The sequence below is a fragment of the Marinitoga sp. 1197 genome (assembly GCF_001021165.1).
Lineage (GTDB): Bacteria > Thermotogota > Thermotogae > Petrotogales > Petrotogaceae > Marinitoga.
The window spans coordinates 163,223-183,204 of sequence record NZ_AZAY01000023.1; the positions used below are offsets into that span (position 1 = coordinate 163,223).

The 19,982-nt window shown below is 26.7% G+C and carries 17 protein-coding genes and 1 pseudogene; 16 read left to right on the forward strand and 2 right to left on the reverse strand.

The features are described from left to right. Positions 1–33 precede the first annotated feature (33 nt). The 13 genes from X275_RS07240 (at position 34) to X275_RS07300 (ending at position 13,861) form a co-directional block, all read left to right on the forward strand. Entirely contained in the window at positions 34–810 is a 777-nt protein-coding gene (locus X275_RS07240; protein WP_047268187.1) for a transporter substrate-binding domain-containing protein, read from the forward strand. Continuing rightward, complete coding sequence (locus X275_RS07245) at positions 794–1,552, forward strand: amino acid ABC transporter permease (protein ID WP_047268188.1); 759 nt, start codon at positions 794–796, stop codon at positions 1,550–1,552. The genes X275_RS07240 and X275_RS07245 overlap by 17 nt, the downstream gene beginning before the upstream one ends. Further along, entirely contained in the window at positions 1,549–2,244 is a 696-nt protein-coding gene (locus X275_RS07250; protein WP_047268189.1) for an amino acid ABC transporter ATP-binding protein, read from the forward strand. Before X275_RS07245 ends, X275_RS07250 begins: the two co-directional genes overlap by 4 nt. Positions 2,245–2,752: 508 nt before the next feature. After that, on the forward strand, positions 2,753–3,874 hold the full coding sequence (locus X275_RS07255) for a citrate synthase/methylcitrate synthase (RefSeq protein ID WP_047268190.1): 1,122 nt from the start codon (positions 2,753–2,755) through the stop codon (positions 3,872–3,874). Next, the gene (locus X275_RS07260; protein WP_047268191.1) at positions 3,874–5,124 is read left to right on the forward strand and encodes a 3-isopropylmalate dehydratase large subunit; all 1,251 of its coding nucleotides are present in this window, start codon (positions 3,874–3,876) and stop codon (positions 5,122–5,124) included. Before X275_RS07255 ends, X275_RS07260 begins: the two co-directional genes overlap by 1 nt. Continuing rightward, complete coding sequence (locus tag X275_RS07265) at positions 5,121–5,621, forward strand: 3-isopropylmalate dehydratase small subunit (RefSeq protein WP_047265078.1); 501 nt, start codon at positions 5,121–5,123, stop codon at positions 5,619–5,621. Before X275_RS07260 ends, X275_RS07265 begins: the two co-directional genes overlap by 4 nt. A gap of 4 nt (positions 5,622–5,625) precedes the next feature. Then, positions 5,626–6,405: a pyrroline-5-carboxylate reductase gene (gene proC / locus X275_RS07270; RefSeq protein WP_047268192.1), complete on the forward strand. Its 780-nt coding sequence runs from the start codon at positions 5,626–5,628 to the stop codon at positions 6,403–6,405. A 9-nt stretch (positions 6,406–6,414) separates the two neighbouring features. Beyond that, complete coding sequence (locus X275_RS07275; RefSeq protein WP_047268193.1) at positions 6,415–7,659, forward strand: glutamate-5-semialdehyde dehydrogenase; 1,245 nt, start codon at positions 6,415–6,417, stop codon at positions 7,657–7,659. 1 nt (position 7,660) lies between these two features. Then, positions 7,661–8,722, forward strand: a complete 1,062-nt coding sequence (proB, locus tag X275_RS07280; RefSeq protein ID WP_047268194.1) for a glutamate 5-kinase — start codon at positions 7,661–7,663, stop codon at positions 8,720–8,722. A gap of 34 nt (positions 8,723–8,756) precedes the next feature. After that, on the forward strand, positions 8,757–9,872 hold the full coding sequence (locus X275_RS07285; RefSeq protein WP_047268195.1) for an NADP-dependent isocitrate dehydrogenase: 1,116 nt from the start codon (positions 8,757–8,759) through the stop codon (positions 9,870–9,872). A 111-nt stretch (positions 9,873–9,983) separates the two neighbouring features. Continuing rightward, positions 9,984–10,844 carry a DMT family transporter gene (locus X275_RS07290; RefSeq protein ID WP_231588298.1) on the forward strand — a complete coding sequence of 287 codons (861 nt, stop codon included), beginning with the start codon at positions 9,984–9,986 and terminating at the stop codon, positions 10,842–10,844. Between the two features lie 17 nt (positions 10,845–10,861). Beyond that, a complete protein-coding gene (locus X275_RS07295; RefSeq protein ID WP_047268197.1) occupies positions 10,862–12,058 on the forward strand; it encodes an L-cysteine desulfidase family protein in 1,197 nt (398 codons plus the stop codon). Positions 12,059–12,193: 135 nt separating this feature from the next. Further along, positions 12,194–13,861, forward strand: a complete 1,668-nt coding sequence (locus tag X275_RS07300; protein ID WP_047268198.1) for a UvrD-helicase domain-containing protein — start codon at positions 12,194–12,196, stop codon at positions 13,859–13,861. 99 nt (positions 13,862–13,960) lie between these two features. Here X275_RS07300 and X275_RS11790 read toward each other — a convergent pair. Beyond that, positions 13,961–14,758: pseudogene (locus X275_RS11790) on the reverse strand (diguanylate cyclase domain-containing protein). 245 nt (positions 14,759–15,003) lie between these two features. On the opposite strand from X275_RS11790, the gene X275_RS07315 reads away from it, so the two are divergent. Genes X275_RS07315 through X275_RS07325 form a run of 3 tightly spaced genes read left to right on the forward strand, consistent with a single transcriptional unit; the run spans position 15,004 to position 19,385 of the window. After that, on the forward strand, positions 15,004–16,716 hold the full coding sequence (locus X275_RS07315; RefSeq protein WP_047268200.1) for a M3 family oligoendopeptidase: 1,713 nt from the start codon (positions 15,004–15,006) through the stop codon (positions 16,714–16,716). A gap of 45 nt (positions 16,717–16,761) precedes the next feature. Next, on the forward strand, positions 16,762–17,910 hold the full coding sequence (locus X275_RS07320; protein ID WP_047268201.1) for an MFS transporter: 1,149 nt from the start codon (positions 16,762–16,764) through the stop codon (positions 17,908–17,910). Between the two features lie 47 nt (positions 17,911–17,957). After that, complete coding sequence (locus X275_RS07325; protein ID WP_047268202.1) at positions 17,958–19,385, forward strand: amidase family protein; 1,428 nt, start codon at positions 17,958–17,960, stop codon at positions 19,383–19,385. Positions 19,386–19,514: 129 nt separating this feature from the next. Here X275_RS07325 and X275_RS07330 read toward each other — a convergent pair. Next, positions 19,515–19,982 (reverse strand): PD-(D/E)XK nuclease domain-containing protein (locus X275_RS07330; RefSeq protein WP_047268203.1); only part of this gene is annotated, 468 nt, incomplete at its 5' end.

Sequence of the window (19,982 nt, forward strand, 5' to 3'; positions counted from 1 at the left end):
AAATCAAATATTTTTTTAGAGGAGGGAGATATTATGAAAAAGTTAGTTGTATTATTATTCGTTATTATGAGTATTATGAGCGTTTTTGGAGGGAAAATTGAAGAAATACAAAAACGAGGTGTTTTATTAGTTGGTCAGGATCCAGCATATGCTCCGTTTTATGGGGTTAATACAAAAGGTGAAAGAATTGGATATGAAGTGGAATTAGCAAAAATGATGGCAGAAGTATTAGGAGTAAAAGTTAAATTTGTTATTACAAATTGGGATGGAATAATACCAGCATTATTGGCTGACAAATTTGATTTTATATTGGCCGGGATGACAATAACTCCAGAAAGAGCTTTGAAAGTAAACTTTACAATTCCATATTATGAAACTGGACAGATAATATTTTATAATAGTGAGAAATATCCAGATGGAATAACAAAAGAAGATTTAGAAAAAATGGAGAAAAAAGCTAAAATAGCAGTTCAATTAGGTACTACAGGAGAATTTACAGCTAAAAAATTATTCCCTAAAGCACAGATTTTGACTTTTGAAACAGTTGATGCTGCAGCTTATCAGATAATTACCAAAAAAGCAGATGTATTGATTTTTGATGAATTATATTATGGTTCTATTTCAAAAAAATATCCTGCAATAAAAACAACTAAAAATTTATTAAATAAAGAAAACCTTGGGATAGCTATAAAAAAAGAAAATATAGATTTGTTATTATGGTTAAATACATTTATTGAATGTAAAAAAACAGATGGAACATTGGAACAATTAAAACAAAAATGGATGGTTGATTATGATTGGAGTGAATAGATTGAAAAAAAATTATATACAAAAAATAATAGCATATATTGTATTAATATTCATACTATCAAGTTTTTATATTGAAATGTCAAAAAATTATCCTTTTAATTGGCAACGTGTACCTTTTAAATATATGAATTTATATATAGATGGTTTTTTCATGACATTAAAAATATCTTTATTATCAATACTATTTGCGCTGATTATTGGTATTATATTTGGAGTAATGAAAACATCTAAATATCAAATTTTAAAAGAATTTGCCAATACATATACCACAGTTTTTAGAAATATACCATTATTAGTAATAATTTTGATTATATATTATGGTGTAGGATCTATGATTGAGATTAATGCTATGATTGGTGCAATTGTATCACTTTCTCTTTTTGAAGGTGCATACATATCAGAAATAATAAGAGGAGGAATAGAAGCTGTAGATAAAGGCCAAATTGAAGCAGCAAAAACGATAGGACTAAACACATTTTATATTTATGTTGATATACTTTTACCTCAGGCATTTAGAACAACATTACCAGCTTTAACAGGACAATTTATCAGTCTTGTAAAAGATAGCTCACTTGCTTCTGTAATAGCATTACAGGAATTGACAATGGTTGGACGCCAAATTGCAACATCATCATTTGCATCTTTTGAATCTTATATAACCGTAGCAATATTCTATTTTACAATAACGGCACTATTACAAGTTTTAGGAAAATATTTTGAAAGGAGGTATGCAATATTATGATTGAAATAAAAAAATTGAAAAAAAATTTTGGAGAATTAGAAGTTTTAAAGGGTGTAGATATGAAAGTTACAAAAGGAGAAGTGTTGGTGATAATGGGACCCTCAGGGTCTGGTAAATCAACGTTATTGAGATGTATTGCTGGATTAGAAGAATACCATGAAGGAATAATAATATTAGAAGAAAAAAATATTTTTGATTATACAAGGAAAAACTTAGTTCAAAAAATTGGATTTGTGTTTCAACAACATAATCTTTTCCCACATTTAAAAATAATAGATAATATAGCTTTAGGATTAATAAGAACAAAAAAAATGCAAAAAGAAGAAGCTTATGAAAAAGCTATTAAAGTTTTAGAAAAAGTACATTTAAAAGATAAAGTATATAATTTTCCTGGGCAATTATCTGGAGGGCAACAACAAAGAGCTGGAATAGCCAGAGCTTTAGCTATGGAACCAGAAATAATTTTATTTGATGAACCAACTTCATCTCTTGATCCTGGCTTAGTTTCTGAAGTAAAAGAAACGATGGTTGAACTTGCTAATTCAGGGACTACTATGATTGTTGTAACTCATGAGGTTGATTTTGCAAAAAAAGCAGGAGATAGAATTGTTTTTATGAAAGATGGAAAAATATTAGAAAACATGGATCCAGATGCTTTTTTTAAAACCGAATTAAAATATGAAATAGCTTAATAAAGGATGCCATAGTGTTTGATGATTTATATTTTGGAACAATGGAAGAATTAAAACAGAAATGGATATATAATTATGATTGGAGTAAATAATTAAAAAATAATTAAATTTTATTTACTATAATATAATTGTAAAAAAGGGCTTGACTTTTAATAATAAATATGTTAAAATCAATTAAAGTTATCTGTGCCGTTAAAAGCCAATAGGAGGAAATTAAAATGTTTGTAATTAATTATTCTGCCTTAAATTTAATAAATACATTAAATAATCAACCCGAACCTAAGGTGTGGCCTTTGCGGCACCTTAAGCTCGGCGTATAATTTTTTTTACTTAAGGTAATCAAAGGCCACACTTTTTTAGAAGTGTGGCCTTTTTTTATTCTTTTTTTCTAATATCAAAAGATAAAAATGAATAGAATTATAATCTATTTTAATAAAGAAAATTAAACAATTAAAGACATCATTTTTTACAATAATATAAAATTTTTCAATATTGAGGAGGTGAAAAAATGGATGTTAATTTTGATGTGAAACATGGATTAGAAGGTGTTGCCGTAGCGATAAGCTCTATCTCATATATTGATGGAGAAAAAGGGAAACTTGTTTATAGAGGGTTTGAAATTGAGGATTTGGTTGAAAATTCTAATTTCGAAGAAACATCTTATTTAATATGGTTTGGGTCTCTTCCAAATGAAAATGAACTTGATTTTATAAAATCAATGTTATCTAAAAAAAGAGAGTTACCTAAAAAAATTGTAAAAATGATGAAAGAATTACCCAAAAATGCACATCCTATGGATGTTTTGAGGAGTGCGGTGTCTTTATTAGGTATATATTCTGAAAAAACAAATTCATCCTTAGAAAATGCAATAAATTTAACAGCTAAAATACCTACAATCATTGCGTATTGGTATAGGATAAAAAATGAGATGAAATTAATTCCGCCAAGAGAAGATTTAAACCATTCTGAAAATTTTTTGTATATGATGTTTGGTGAAGTTTCAGAAAAATCTGAAATTTTTGATAAAGCTTTAATTTTACACACAGAACAGGGGATGAATGCTTCTACCTTTGCATCAACAGTAACAGCATCGACTCTATCAGATTTGTATTCTATTATAACAACAGCAATAGGGGCATTGAAAGGGCCTTTGCATGGGGGTGCAAATGAAAGAGTTTTAAAAATGTTTGAAGAAATAAAAAGTATTGACAATGTTGAGAATTATATTGATTCTTTAATTTTAAAAGGCGAAAAAATTATGGGGTTTGGTCATAGAATATATAAAACATATGACCCACGCGCAAAAATATTAAAAAATTGGATAAAAAATTTGTTTATAAATGAAAGGATTGAATATTTTGAAATAGCTTTAAAGGTTGAAGAATATGTAATAAAAAAATTTAAAAATAAAAAAATATTTCCAAATGTAGATTTTTATTCAGGCATTCTCTATAATTATTTTAGAATTCCTTCGGAATTTTTTACAACAATATTTGCCATGGCAAGAATAGTAGGCTGGACCGCTCATGCAATGGAATATAAAAAAAATAATAGAATATTTAGACCACGGTCAATTTATAAAGGACCAAAAGGGTTAAAGTATAGAGAAGTGAAAGGAGTTGAAATTTAATGGGTAAAACTATAGTTGAAAAAATCTTAAGCCAACATGCTGGAAAAGATGTTTTTCCGGGAGAAATAATTGTTTCGAATGTTGATCTGGCTTTTGTACAGGATGGGACAGGTCCATTAACTGTTGATCAGTTTAATTATTTGAATTTTAAAGATATAGAAAGTAAATCTCTGATTTTTATAGATCATGCTTCACCAAGTCCAAGAAAGGAACTGTCCAATACTCATAGTAAGTTGAGAAATTTCTGTAAAAAAACTTCTGCGAATATATATGATATAGGAGAAGGGATTTCTCACCAAATAGTAGCTGAAAAATATGCTAAACCAGGTGATGTAATTGTAGGGGCTGATTCACATACATGTACTGCAGGAGCTTTGGGAGCTTTTGCTACAGGTATGGGATCTACTGATATAGCTCTGGCATATGGTTTAGGAAAAGTATGGTTAAAAGTCCCAGGAACATTTAAAATAATTTTAAAAGGTAAATTGCCTTTTGGAGTTTATGCGAAAGATATAATTTTATTTTTAATTGGAATGATTGGCGCTGATGGAGCAACTTATAAGGCATTAGAATTTAGTGGAGATGGTATAAAAAATCTTTCCATGGAATCGAGACTTACAATATCAAATATGGCAGTGGAAGCTGGAGCCAAGGTGGGAATATTTCCCACTGATGAAAAAACTAAGGAGTATTTAAAAATAAATGGTAGGGAAAATGATTATAAAGAAATAAGAGCAGATGATGATGCAAATTATGAAAAAATTATAGAAATTGATTTATCTAATATAGAACCGCAAGTAGCATTTCCACATACCGTTGATAATACGAGAAATATATCAGAAGCAGTAGGAGTAAAAATAGATCAAGTATACATAGGAACATGTACAAATGGTAGAATAGAAGATTTAAGAGTAGCAGCATCTATATTGAAAGGAAGAAAAAAAGCATCAGATATAAGGTTAATAATTGCTCCTGCTTCAAAAGAAGTTTATTTGCAAGCCTTGAAGGAAGGTTTGATTAATATATTTTTAGAAGCTGATGCGACAGTATTACCTCCAGGTTGTGGTCCGTGTGTAGGAGTACATGCAGGAGTTCCTGCTGATGGGGAAAAGGTATTATCAACTCAAAATAGAAATTTTCATGGAAGAGCAGGAAATCCAAATTCGGAAATTTATCTTTCTTCTCCAGCAGTTGCTGCTGCAAGTGCGATTACTGGATATATTACAGATCCAAGGGAGGTTTTAAAATGAAATTAAAAGGTAAAGTTTGGAAATTTGGAGATAATATATCAACAGATCATATAGCTCCAGGTAGATATTTTCATTTAAGATCAAATCTTAATGAATTTTCAAAACATGTTTTAGAAGATGCTCGAAAAGATTTTGCTGATAAAGTAAATAAAGGGGATATTATTGTTGGAGGTAAAAACTTTGGGTTAGGTTCTTCAAGAGAACATGCGCCAAGGATTATTAAATTATCAGGGGTATCATGTATAATTGCGGAATCTTTTGCCAGAATTTTTTATAGAAATTCTATAAATATCGGGTTACCTGTTATAGAATTAAAAGAAGCAAATGAGATTAATGAAGGTGATATCCTCGAAATAGATACAGAAAAAGGCATAATAAAAAATATTACTCAAAAAAAAGAATATACATTTATACCATTTCCGGAATTTATGAATAAAATAATTAAAATAGGGGGTATTGATGAATACGTAAAGAAATATGGGGATTATGGAGTGTGATATTATGAATGTTGGGATTATTGGTGTTGGAAATATAGGAAGTATGATTTTAGAAGCATTATATAATAAGGAATATGAATTTAATATAATAAATAGAACAAGATCAAAATTAAAAAAGTATGAAAAGCTTGAGAATGTACATATTTGTAAATCAATAGAAGAGGTATATGAGAAATCAAAGTTTATATTTGTTGCTGTAAAGCCACAACATATTGATAAAGTGTTTAAAGAATTATCTGAACTTGAGGAAAAAGAAAATTATATTATAAGTACAGCGGCAGGAAAAGAATTAGAAGAAGTTATAGAAAAAACTCATAAAAATAATGTGATAAGAATTATGCCGACTATAATTTCTAAAATCGGCAAAGGAGTTACAGCTGTTGCTTTCAATAAAACTATTGATAAAAATATAAAAAAGGATATTATAGATTTAATGAAACCACTTGGAAAAGTAATAGAATTAGAAGAAGAAAAATTTGATGCGTTTACTATTTTAAATAGTAGTGGTCCGGCATTTGTTTCTTTTATACTTGAAAGTTTTATAGAAGGGGCTATAAATATTGGCTTACATGCGGAGACAGCTAAAGAAATAGTTTTAAAAACATTTGAAGGATCTATAAAATTTTTGGAAAAAGAAAACATTGAATTAGCAGAATTAAAATATAAAGTTTCTTCGCCAGGTGGTGTAACAATAAAAGGATTATATGAATTAGAGCAAAAAGGTGTTAAAGGTGCAATTATGAAGTCTATATACGAATCATATTTGAAAAGCAAAAGTTTGTGAGGTGATAATATGAGTGAATTAATAAGTAAAGCAAAGAAAATAAAAAAAGCAACTGACATATTAAAAACACTAACTACAAAAGAAAAAAATCATGCAATATTGAAAATTTCAGAAGAAATAGAAAAAAACAGTGAATTCATATTAAAAGAAAATAAAAAGGATGTAAAACTTGCTGAAGAAAAAGGTTTAAAAAAAGCATTAATTGATAGATTGGAATTAAACGAAAAAAGAATAAATGGGATGATTGAAGCATGTAAAACAGTTGTTAACTTAAAAGATCCTGTTGGAGAAATTTATGATTCATTTTTAAGGGAAGATGGTCTAAGAATAAGCAAGGTTAGAGTACCAATAGGTGTTGTTGGAATAATTTATGAATCAAGGCCAAATGTTACACTGGAAGCTACAATATTGGCATTAAAGTCAGGTAACACAGTATTATTAAGAGGTGGATCTGATGCAATAAATTCGAATAAAGCTATAGTAAAAGCAATAAAAGAGGGACTAAGAAAATCCAATCTCCCGGAAACAGCTATAGAAATAATAGAAAATACTGATAGAAGACTTGTCGATGAAATGCTTAAATTAAATGAATATATAGATTTAATCATTCCACGTGGCGGAAAAGGTTTAATTGATTTTGTTGTAAAAAACTCCACAGTTCCTGTTTTAGAAACTGGTGTTGGAATATGTCATATATATGTAGATGAATCTGCAAATATAGAGAGATCCGTAAAAATCATTGATAATGCCAAAACACAAAGACCTGGAACATGTAATACTGTTGAAACGGTATTGATACATAAAAATATTTCTAAAAAAATATTACCAGAGTTAAAAAGTGCTTTAGAAAGAAAAAGCGTTGAAATTAGGGGTTGCGAAAAAACTGTTGATATTATAAATGTTAAAAATGCAACAGAAGAAGATTGGGCTACAGAATATCTTGATTTAATATTGTCAATAAAAATAGTAGAAAACTTTAATGAAGCAATTGAACATATAAAAAAATATTCCACAGGACATTCAGAATCAATATTGACAGAAAATTACTTTAATGCTATGAAATTTATAGAGCAAATAGATTCTGCAGCTGTTTATGTAAACGCCTCTACGAGATTTACAGATGGAGGAGAATTTGGAATGGGTGCAGAAATGGGGATAAGCACTCAAAAAATGCATGCAAGAGGGCCTGTTGGTTTAAAAGAGTTAACTACTTATAAATATATAATATTTGGAAATTATAATGTGAGGGAGTAATATGGACAAAATTGTTATAAAAATAGGTAGTAATCTACTTATAAAAGATAATCAGATAAATAAAAATTTTATTATAAAGTTAAGTTCAATTATTTCAAATCTTGTAGATAACGGAAAAAAAGTTGTAATTGTTTCTTCTGGTGCAAATGCAGCAGGACTAAAATATCTTAATTTACATCCATTAAAAGGATTATCACAAAAACAGGCTTTATGCGCAATTGGACAAGTACAATTAATGAAGATATATGAACAGGCATTTGATTTTTATGATAAAAAGGTTGCCCAAATTTTACTTACTAGAGATGATTTTTCCAATAGACAAAGATTTTTAAATCTTAAAAATACACTTATAGGTTTGAACCAGTTAAAAATAATTCCTATTATAAATGAAAATGACACAATATCGATAGAAGAAATAAAATTTGGAGATAATGATTTACTTTCAGCCTACTTTGCAATTGGGTGGGGAGCAGATGGTTTAATAATTTTAACTTCAGTTGATGGAATATATGATGAAACAGGTTTTATTATAAAAGAGTATGAAGAAAACAAAAAAATAATGAATTTGAAAAAGACTACTTTAGGAACAGGTGGAATAGATTCAAAGATTTTTGCAGGGAAAATGGCATCAGCATCTGGTATCAAAGCGTGTATTTGTAATGGAAATAATCTGAAAAATATTAATGAATTTATAGAAAATAAAAATCCAGGAACAATTTTTTTACCTGATAAAAAAATGAAAAATAAAAAAGCATGGATAGCTTATTTAAGCGATAGTAAGGGTAAGATTTATATTAATGAGGGTGCTAATAAAGCAATATTAAAAAGAAAAAGTTTATTGCCAATAGGAATAAATAAAATAGAAGGAGAATTTATAAAAGGCGATGCAGTAGATGTATATTATAATTCAAAATTAATAGCAAAAGGATTAACCAATTATTCTAAAGATGAAACTGAAATTATAAAAGGGAAAAAAAGTGAAGAAATCTTAAAAAATTTCGATTATAAAGAATTTATACATGCAGATAATCTTGTTCTAATCAATCATTTTTTGGATAAATAAAAAAATTTTTTATTATATATAGGGAGTTGAGAAAATGGAAAATAAAATTATTTTATATATAAAAGGAGATGGAATAGGACCTTACGTAATGGATGCTGCCATGAAAGTATGGAATGCAGCCGTAAATCGTATATACAGAGATAAAAAAAGAATAATTTGGAAGGAAATATATGCTGGAAAAAAAGCATTGGAAAAATATGGGGATATTCTACCACTTGAAACTTTAGAACTTTTTAAAAAATATAAAATTGGTATAAAAGGACCATTAGAAACACCAGTTGGTAGTGGATATAGAAGCTTAAATGTGGCATTAAGACAAAAGTTGGACTTATATGCATGTATAAGACCTGTAAAATATATAAAAGGAATAGATGCTCCTGTAAAAAATCCGGAAAAGGTTGATATTATAATATTTAGAGAAAATACAGAAGATGTATATGCAGGAATAGAATGGAAAGAAAATTCTGAAGAATCAAATAAAATAATAAATTTTTTAAAAAGTAATTTTAATATATCTCTGAAAAAAACAGCGATAGGTATTAAACCTATTAGTGAATTTAAGACGAAAAGATTAATGAAAAAAGCAATAGAATATGCTATAAAATATAATAGAAAAAAGATAACCATAGTGCATAAAGGGAATATAATGAAATATACAGAAGGCGCTTTTAGAAACTGGTGTTATGAAGTTTCAAAAGATTATAGTTTAGAATTAGAAAAACATCAAATAGAGATAAACGACATTATAGCAGATAATATGTTTCAACAATTATTATTAAATCCAGAAAATTTTGATATATTAATAACTCCAAATTTAAATGGAGATTATTTATCAGATGCAGCAGCAGCTCAAGTGGGAGGGATAGGGATTATTCCAGGATCTAATATAGGAGATGATATAGCTTTATTTGAACCAACACATGGTACTGCTCCAGGAATAAAGAACCCTGAAATGGCAAACCCCACATCTCTGATATTATCTGGCGCTATGATGTTCGAATATATAAACTTTACACAGGTGGCAGAATTAATAAGAAAATCTCTTAAAAAAACAGTATTAGAAGGATTTGGAACACCTGATATTATAAAAGACGATAAAAAAGTTCTTTCAGCGAATAAATTTGCAGAAAAAATAATAGAATATTTTTGATTAAAGTTAAAGGGGTGGGATTATCCCACCTCTTTTTTTCTTGAAATATAAATAAAAAAAATATATAATATTAGTATAATAATATAAGAGGTGATTTTTTTGCATTATTTAATGGCTATACTATCGGCTTTTTCCTCATCAGTAACATCTGTTCTTGGTAAATATTCATTTAATATAGGAGCAAGTGTATCTCAAATATTATTTTTGAGATTCTTTTTTTCTTTTTTAATAGCAGGAATGATATTTGGATTAGCAGGATATAAATTTCATTTCAAAAAATTTATCTATTTTTCAATGTTGGGCATAATGAATTACGGAATAGCAGCATATGCCTTTTTTGTAGGTCTTCAATATTTGAATCCAGCTTATGCGACAGTAATATATTTTACAAATCCAATTTTTGTATCATTACTACAAACAAAAATTACAAAAAGAAAACTCAATATTGTAAATATTTCTGCAGTCGCAATTTCCTTTGTTGGAGTTTTGATTTCCAATTTGGGCGAAAGAGCTTTTTCCGGAAATAATAGCATAGTATTTGGCACATTAATAATATTATTCAGTTCATTTGTAAATGCATTGTTTGTTGTGGCTGCAAGTGATAAATTAAAAGAAAAAAATACAAATCCTTTTGAAAGTGCATTTTATACTTTTTCTGGAACATTTATTTATTATTTTGTATTAGTATTATTAAATAATGAAATATATACATTAAATAGTAAATTTATGTTATCTGGTTTTATATTAGCAGTATTAGCGACGTTTGTTCCACTAACTTTAAATTATTTATCATTAAAAAAATTACAATCACATACTCTATCTTTAATAATGCCTTTAGAACTAATATTTGCGTCAGTATTATCAGCGATGTTTTTAAATGAAGCATTTAATGTATTAAAAATAATAGGTTTTTTAATGGTTGGATTGGCTCCAATTATTGATATATCAAATATTGAATCACAAAATTACTAAGTGTAGGGGGGATATTAATGTTAAAAAAAATAATTTTTGATCAGGTTAAACCTGCATATGGTTGTACAGAACCAATAGCAGTTGCATTAGCAGTTGCAACGGCAAAAAAATATTTAAAAGGAAAATTAAAAAAAATAAAAATATTATTGGATAAAAATACTTATAAAAATGGTTTAGAAGTAAATATTCCAGGGACACCTTTTATAGGATTAGAAATAGCAGCAGCACTTGCTTATACATGTGGCGAAGCTGAATTGGGATTGGAAGTTTTGAAGAATGTAGAACAAAAATGTATTGATAATTCACATAAAATATTGAGCAAGATAAAAATTGATGTAAATAAAGATTATAAAGGTTTAAAGGTTAATTGTATAATAGAAGGTGAAAACATAGTTCAAGTAAGAATTGAAGGAAAACATGATAATATAGTTCATATTGAAGAAAATGGAACACCTATATTAGATAAACCATTTGAACAAAGTGGAGCATTATTAGAAAAAATAAAAGGTTTTAATTTTGATAAATTAATAGAATATGTAGAAATTGCGGATAATGAAGTAATTAATTTAATTGAAAAAGCTATAGATATGAATACAGCAATTGCAGAAAAAGGATTAAAGACACAAAATAATTTTGGACATGTGCTGGATTATGAACCTGTGAATATAGTACAAGCGGCAGTCGATGCGAGGATGAGTGGAGAATTAATGCCTGTAATGACTGTTGCTGGAAGTGGAAATCAGGGATTATCCTGCACATTACCTATAATAAAAATAGGTGAAAAATATGATGATGAAAAAATGAAAAAGGCTTTATTACTCAGTATGTTAATTACTATATATATAAAATCTTATACAGGGGTGTTAACACCTATTTGTGGTGCAGGATCTGTTGCATCAGCTGGAGTTGCTGGTGGGATAGTTTATTTAAAAGATGGAACAAAAACGCAAATAAAAAATGCAGTAAACAACGTTTTATCGACGCTGTTTGGATTAACATGTGATGGCGCAAAAAGAGGATGTGCCTTGAAAGCTGGAACAGGAACTTTCGTAGCTCTCCAAAGTGCAAAATTGGCATTGGAAAATATGAATATTCCCTGTGGTAATGGAATAGCTGCTGGAAATGTTGAAGAAACAATAAAAAGAATAGGAAAATTAACATTATCAATAAAAAATTTTGATGAGGATGTGTTAGAGTTTATTGGTAAATGTTAAAGAATGGAGTGAAGTATTATAAAATATACAAAAATCTGTATTTCGTGTGAAGAAATTGTTGAAAGTGATGTAAAAATTTGTCCGTATTGTGATTCATTTTTTTTGTTCAAAAAATGCCCGAAATGTAATAAGATAATGAAAGATGATATAAAAAAATGTTCAAATTGCGGATGGGATTTTTATAAAAATAACAAAAAAGACAATATATACAGTGAATATTTAAAAATTATAAATAACATAGATTTTAAAAACACAAATTATGAAAATAAAAAGAATTATAAATTAACAGAAGAACAGATAAATATAATAAAAAAGGCGAAAGTAAATAATTTAATAATAAATGCTTTTGCAGGGACAGGAAAATCAACCACATTATTAAATATTGCCTATAATTTAAGCAATAAGAAATTTCTATATCTTGCTTTTAATCGATCAATAAAAAATGAGATTGAATATAAAATAAAAAAAGCTGGTATAAAAAATATTAAAGTTTTAACAACACATGGTTTTGCGTATTATTTTGTAAAAAAAGATTTAAAAATAAAAAAAATTGGAAAAGAATTAAATACATCTGAAATATCTTCTATACTCGGAATTGATATATATATTGCAGATTTACTTCGAATAGCATTTAATGATTTTTGTAATAGTGATATAAAAGAAATTTCCAATAGTACTATTGAAAAAATTATAGAAAACAATCCGAGACTTAGAATCATAAACGAACATAAAAAATATTTAAAAGATAAAATTGAAAAAATATGGTATATGTATATTAATGGCGAGCTTGAAATGACGCATAATGTATATTTAAAATATTTTCAGTTAAATATTGAAAAATATTTGGAAAAAATAAATTTTGATTATGTGCTTCTTGATGAAGCACAAGATACAAATGAAGTTGTTTTAGATATTTTTAAAAAATTAAAAGGAAAAAAAATAATAGTTGGTGATCCACATCAACAAATATATACATTCAGAGGATCAACCAATGCAATGTATAAAATTAGAAATGATCTAAATTCAGAAATTCTATACTTAACCCAAAGCTTTAGATTTAATAATAGTATTGCTGAGAAAGCAAATATAATACTAAAAAAATTCAAAGGTGAAGAAAATGAGATAATTTCTTTCAACTATTTAAACGATACAAATATAAAAAATATAGCTTTTGTAACAAGAACCAATGCCACCCTTATTAAGCTTATAGATAAATTCAAAAATCATGAAATAAAACTTATTCGGTCTCCTAAAGAAATATTTTATCTCTCTTTGAATGTATATTATTATATAAAATACTTAAGAAATCAAACTTATAAAGAAAAAATAACAGAAAAATGGTTTTTAAAATTCAAATCATTAAATGATTTAAGAGAATATGCAGAAGATTTTGAAGATTATGAATTAATTTCAGCAATAAACATAGCAGAAGAATATAATGAAGAAATATTTTCACTTTTAGACATAGCAGAAAATAAATCAAAAAATAGTAAAAGTAAAATTTTTCTTACCACGGCGCATACAAGTAAAGGATTAGAATGGGATAAAGTTATTGTTTGTCATGATTTTCCAGATATAATAGATTTATTAAAAAAAGAAAAATATAAGACAATTGAAGAATTTAAAGCTAATTATAAAGAATATATTGAAAAAATAATAGTTGGAGAAAATATAAAATTTAAACATCAATACATTATTGATGAAATCAATCTTTTTTATGTTGCAATAACCAGAGCGAAAAAAGATGTTATTATCAAATCTAACAATAAAATTTTCCAAATAAAATCAAAAGAAAAATTATAATTAAAAAAATATTTTGAAATTTCTATAATTAATAATTGGTATGGAAATTCCATACCAATTATATTTATTCTATTACATGGTTTGCGTTATACTAAAGAACTATATTAATTTAAAAGTGTTTCTGCCTTCTTTTTTTGCATTAATCATAGCCTTATACGCATCATCATAAGTATCTTTATTTAATAAAACATATTCAGTGATTCCTATACTCGCAGTTACCTGAATATTTTTACTTTCATAAACAAATGTTTTTTTAATATTTTCTAAAATTTTTTTAGAAATATCTTTTGCATTTTTTTCATCGGTATTTTTCAATACAATAACGAATTCATCTCCACCTAATCTCTCAATGTTTTCAGCTTTTTTATTTTCATAGTCAAAATTCTCTTTATTTAAAACTTCTTTTATTCTTTCAGGAATCTATGATAGAACTAAATCACCAAATTTTCTTCCGTATGTTTTATTAATATCCGCAAATTTATCAATATCAATAAGCAATAAATAGTTTCTATTTTCCATAATAATATCTCCTCCATTTAAAGTTATAGGTTTAAATAACGGTACATTTATTCTTTTCTTTCTAACTTCACTAGGACATAATCCGAATTCTTTTTTGAATGCTCTTGAATATGATTCATAGGTATTATATTGATATTTGATAGCAATTTCTAAAATATTCATATTAGAATTAAACAAATCATATACAGACTTTGAAAGCCTTCTTTTTCTGATATATTCTTTAATGCTCATACCAACAATTAAATTAAACAATTTATATAGGTAAGATAATGAAAAATTCGAATATTCAGCAATATCTTTTAAAGAAAAATCATTTGATATATTTTCTTCTATAAATTCTAATGCGGAATTAATACTTTTTAATATATAATTTTCCATAATCCCCCTCCTTTGTGGCACCACAATAAAATTATATAATAAATAAAATAAAAATACATGATTTTTTTTCTACAAATTTACGCTTAGATTTTTTAGGTATAAAAAATCTAAAGGAAAAGGAGAGCGATAACTCAAAAATTTTTTATAAAATCAAAAATATTTAAACCAAAAAAAAATAATATAAATTTTTATAAAAGTATGATATAATTAGTATAACTAACAAAATGAAAAAAGGAGGAAAAAAGATGATAATTACAAATGAAAAAATTGAAAAGAAACCAAGAAAATTTTATAACAAAGAAATTAATTTGAACAGTTGGGACGATGTGAAAAATGAATTAGAAAGTTTATTAGATGAAAAAATAAATTCAGTTAATGATTTACTAAAATTTTTAGAAAAGTGGTCTGAATTTGACGCTATACTCTCTGAAGAAATGGCATGGAGATATATTAGAATGACATGTGATACAAAAGAAGAAAATTCAAAAGCATTTAATGAGTTTTATGCTAATATAATATCTCCTGCAAGTGAATATGATTTCTTATTAAAAAAGAAATTTTATGAATCACCCTATAGAAATGAATTAAAAGACGAGAGCTATATACATATGAATAAATTAATATCTAGAGACATTGAAATTTTTAGAAAAGAAAATTTACCATTAAAAGTAAAAGAACAGAAATTATCTTCTAAATATGGCGAAATAATATCTAAAATAACTGTAAAATTTGATGGTGAAGAAAAAACTTTATCTCAAATGGGAATATATTTAAAAAATCCCGATAGGAAAATTAGAGAAAATGCTTGGAATTTAGTAAATAATGCAATATTAGAACATCATGAAGAATTAGAAAACCTCTTTGATGAATTAAAGAATATTAGAATTCAAATAGCAAAAAATGCTGGATATGAAAATTTTAGAGATTATATGCATGATGCAAAAAGAAGGTTTGATTTTACACCTAAAGATTTATTTGAATTTCATAACTCTGTTGAAAAAACTGTTGTTCCAGCATTAACAAAATTAAATGAAGAAAGAAGAAAAAAATTAAATGTGGAAACTTTAAGACCATGGGATACTGAAGTTGATGTTGACGGAAAAATATTAAAACCATTTAAAACAGAAGAAGAGTTTGTAGAAAAAGCTATAAAAGTTTTAAAAAGAGTAGATATTGATTTTGCAAAGAATATAGAAAAAATGAAAAATTCTGGTTTTTTAGATTTAATTAATAGAAAAGGCAAAGCACCAGGAGGCTATAATTATCCTTTAAGAGAAACAGGAGCAGCATTTATATTTATGAATGCTGTAGGAATACATGGAAATGTAAAAACGTTACTGCATGAATCAGGACACGCACAACATACCTTTTATTCTAAGGATATACCGATTTCAATACTAAAAGATTTCCCAAGTGAAGTAGCCGAATTAGCTTCAATGTCTATGGAATTATTAACTTTAGAGTATTTAGATGAATATTATAATAATCCTGAAGATTTAAAAAAAGCTAAAAGAGAACAATTAGAAGGAACATTGAAAATATTACCCTGGGTAATGATCGTTGATGCATTTCAACATTGGATATACACAAATCCTAATCATACAATAGAAGAAAGAGATAATTATTTTGGTGAATTAATGGATAGATTTAATCCTGGAATTGATTGGTCGGAATTAGATAAAGAAAAAAGAATTAGATGGTTAAGGCAATTGCATATTTTTGAAGTGCCATTTTATTATATTGAATATGCTATGTCACAATTAGGAGCTATAGCAGTTTATAAGAATTATAAAGAGAATGAGAAAAAAGCAATAGAACAATATAAAAACTTTTTAAATTCTGGTTTTAAATATCCAGTTAAAAAGTTATATGAAATAGCTGGTATAAAATTTGATTTCTCTGAAAAGTATATTTCCGAATTAGTAGAATTTATTATGAATGAAATTGAATCATTATAAATTATAAGGGCGGTAAATACCGCCCAGTTTTAAATGGGGGTAAATATGAAAAAAACTGAACTAATATTTGGATTTAGCAGTTTTTATGTTTTGGGTTATTCATTAATAGTAACAAGTACCTTAATCCCGATAATTGAAAAAACATATAATATTGATCATTTTTTGGTAGGATTATCTTTTTCAATAGGATCTATTGCATTTTTATTATCAGCTTTATTATACGGTTATCTTTTAGAAAAATTTAATGCATTTAAAATAATTTTATCTGCCATTTTGATTTTTCTAACAGGAAATATGTTGATGTTTTTAATGAATTCATATTGGCTAATGGTTTTAGGAATATTTTTTATTAATTTTGGCGGAGGAGCTTTGGAAATTTCAATTCCATTTCTTATTGGAGTTACAGGAAATGGAAAAAAAGGAAGGATATTAAATTTATTACATTCCGCTTTTGCTATAGGAGCATTGAGTAGTCCTGTTTTTTCATCACTGATATTAAAGTATACTAAATATTGGAAGTTGTCTTTTTTAGCTGGAATATTATTGAATATCATTCCGTTAATTTCGTTGTTTTTAATTAAAAGTTTTATAGAATCCACACATACGAATTATTTGAATAAAGAAAAAAAGAGTATTAAAGGTATAATCAATTTTACTTTTATTATATTGGTATTAGCGTTGTCTTTTTATGTAGGATATGAAATGAATTTTTCATCCTGGATATCAACATTTTTATATGAATTTAGAAATTTTAGTATTTCAACAGCAGCATTATATCCGTCATTTCTATGGTTTGGATTATTTTTAGGAAGAACATTATTTTCAAAAATGCCGGAAAGATATGGTTACAAAAAATGGTTAATTATAACAGTGTTATTTTCTATATTATTTTCAGCGTTTACAATTTATGTAAGTAAAGATGTTATTATTTCCGCAATTGGAACAATATTGGTAGGGACAGCATTTGCAACAACATATCCAACTATTCAAGCCTTAATAGTAGAAAAATATGAAAATAATAAAGGAATAGCTCTAAGTATTGCTTCTGGCGGAACATCTATTATTTCTGGAGGGATAACCTATTTAATTGGTTATATTGGAAAACTGAACGGATTGTTATATAGTTTTTTTATAGTAATAACTATAAATATTTTAGAATTAATTATAGTGTTTCTAATTAATGAAAAGGAATAATATCAAAGAAAATTCAAAAAAGAAAAAGTATTTTTGGGGGGATACCTATGGAATTGATGAATTTAACGATTGAAAAAGTTAACAAATTATTCGATGAAAAAAAATTAAGTAGTGTAGAATTGGTAGAGTTTTATCTTGAAAGAATTGCAAAATATAATAATATGTTAAATGCAATATTAGAAATTAATCCTGATGCTATATTTATCGCTCGAAAATTAGATTTGGAAAGAAAAAAAGGAAAAATAAGAAGTAAATTACATGGAATTCCTATAATTATTAAAGGAAATATTGACACAAATGATAAAATGCAAACAACTGCTGGAGTTAAAGCATTAGAAGGAAACTTTGCAAAAGAAGATGCATATTTAGTAAAATTATTAAGAAAAGCGGGAGCCGTTATTTTGGGAAAAGCCAATCTTACTGAATTTGCCAATTTTGTTTCTTTTAAGATGAAAAACGGTTACTCAACATTAGGAGGACAAACTAAAAATCCATATGGTAATTTTGATACTGGAGGATCAAGTTCTGGCTCTGCAGTAGCTGTAGCAGCAGATTTATGTTTAGCAGCTATAGGAACTGAAACATCTGGTTCTATTTTATCGCCAAGCAGTTCAAATTCATGCGTTGGTCTAAAACCAACTACAGGTTCAATTAGCAGAAGTGGTATTATACCAATTTCATATACACAAGATACTGCTGGACCAATAACTAGAACAGTTAAAGATGCTTATGAAATATTTAAAATATTGAGTAGATATGATAAAAAAGATGCTGCTACTTATATAGTAAAAGATTATAATCCAAAATATAATGAAATAAAAAATTATAAGGGGATGATTTTTGGTTATTCTGAAAATCATATAAAATGGTTAGAGGATGAAAAAAAAGATGCGTTTTTTAAAGCGTTGAAAAAAGTTGAGAAATTGGGCGGGAAAATAATTAAAGTAAAATTTGAGAATTTGGATAAAATAAATAACATCAATGTACTTTATTATGAATTTAAACATGGAATAAATAATTATTTAAAAGATAAAGATTTAGAAGTAAAAACGTTGAATGATATTATAAAATATAATTATAAAAATCCAAAAGCAATAAAATATGGACAAAATATTTTAATTAGATCAGATGGGACAAATATAAATGATAAAGAATACTTAAAAAGCTTATTAAATGATAGAAAATATTCGAGAAAATTAGGGATTGACAAAGTAATGGATGAATATAATCTAACAGCTCTGCTTTTTCCTGCTAATTATGGAGCAGGTATTGCTGCAAAAGCAGGATACCCATCAATTACTGTTTCAACAACATATATAAATGGAGAACCTTTTGGCTTGACTTTTACAGCAAGATTTTTAGAAGAAGAAAAATTATTTTCATTAGCTCAATGTTATGAACAATCTTATAATGTAAAAAAATTGCCAAAAATAATAACATCTTATAATGAATTTAAAGAAAAATATAAAATTTAGGGGGTGTGGTGACACTTTTGTTTTTAATAAAAAGTTAACAATTGCTATTTAGAGCTATATTTCAGCATTATCTCTTTTTCTGAAAAAAATAACTGTCAAACTCAGGAAAAACTCCAGCAAAAGCTGGAGTTATATTTTTTCAATAATATAATCTTCAATATTTCTTTTTTCTGAATTGATGTTTATTCCTATTATATATATTTCTTTTCCAATGTATTTTTCATAATATTTCTTTTCTTTTATCTGGTTTATCGCATCAATTGCACTTTTATCCACTTTTATTTCAAAAAGATATATCCTTTCATCAAAATCTATTACAAGATCGCTTCGTCCTAAGTTTGTTAATTCTTCTGCTTTTACATCTATTCCTGCTGATGCTATTATTGTAAATATTAATGAATGATAATACTTTTCTTCTTTTTTGTGTAAGTTATACGGTATTGCACTTATTATTTTCTTTATTTCTTCTATTAATCCTTTTATGTCATTTCTTTCTATTTTTTCATATATTTCATATACCCTTTCATATGCTTCTTCTTTTGGTTTGTAATCGTATTCACCCCTTACAAGATTTGGACAAAAAATAAGAAAGTGATA

What these genes read in the sequence shown, in the direction of transcription:
- proB (WP_047268194.1), top strand. Translation starts at nt 7,661, where the DNA reads ATGGACAAAATTGTTATAAAAATAGGTAGTAATCTACTTATAAAAGAT.
- X275_RS07320 (WP_047268201.1), top strand. Translation starts at nt 16,762, where the DNA reads ATGAAAAAAACTGAACTAATATTTGGATTTAGCAGTTTTTATGTTTTG.
- X275_RS07300 (WP_047268198.1), top strand. Translation starts at nt 12,194, where the DNA reads ATGAAAGATGATATAAAAAAATGTTCAAATTGCGGATGGGATTTTTAT.
- X275_RS07290 (WP_231588298.1), top strand. Translation starts at nt 9,984, where the DNA reads ATGGCTATACTATCGGCTTTTTCCTCATCAGTAACATCTGTTCTTGGT.
- X275_RS07250 (WP_047268189.1), top strand. Translation starts at nt 1,549, where the DNA reads ATGATTGAAATAAAAAAATTGAAAAAAAATTTTGGAGAATTAGAAGTT.
- X275_RS07315 (WP_047268200.1), top strand. Translation starts at nt 15,004, where the DNA reads ATGATAATTACAAATGAAAAAATTGAAAAGAAACCAAGAAAATTTTAT.
- X275_RS07265 (WP_047265078.1), top strand. Translation starts at nt 5,121, where the DNA reads ATGAAATTAAAAGGTAAAGTTTGGAAATTTGGAGATAATATATCAACA.
- X275_RS07260 (WP_047268191.1), top strand. Translation starts at nt 3,874, where the DNA reads ATGGGTAAAACTATAGTTGAAAAAATCTTAAGCCAACATGCTGGAAAA.
- X275_RS07240 (WP_047268187.1), top strand. Translation starts at nt 34, where the DNA reads ATGAAAAAGTTAGTTGTATTATTATTCGTTATTATGAGTATTATGAGC.
- X275_RS07325 (WP_047268202.1), top strand. Translation starts at nt 17,958, where the DNA reads ATGGAATTGATGAATTTAACGATTGAAAAAGTTAACAAATTATTCGAT.
- X275_RS07275 (WP_047268193.1), top strand. Translation starts at nt 6,415, where the DNA reads ATGAGTGAATTAATAAGTAAAGCAAAGAAAATAAAAAAAGCAACTGAC.
- X275_RS07255 (WP_047268190.1), top strand. Translation starts at nt 2,753, where the DNA reads ATGGATGTTAATTTTGATGTGAAACATGGATTAGAAGGTGTTGCCGTA.
- X275_RS07295 (WP_047268197.1), top strand. Translation starts at nt 10,862, where the DNA reads ATGTTAAAAAAAATAATTTTTGATCAGGTTAAACCTGCATATGGTTGT.
- X275_RS07285 (WP_047268195.1), top strand. Translation starts at nt 8,757, where the DNA reads ATGGAAAATAAAATTATTTTATATATAAAAGGAGATGGAATAGGACCT.
- X275_RS07245 (WP_047268188.1), top strand. Translation starts at nt 794, where the DNA reads ATGATTGGAGTGAATAGATTGAAAAAAAATTATATACAAAAAATAATA.
- proC (WP_047268192.1), top strand. Translation starts at nt 5,626, where the DNA reads ATGAATGTTGGGATTATTGGTGTTGGAAATATAGGAAGTATGATTTTA.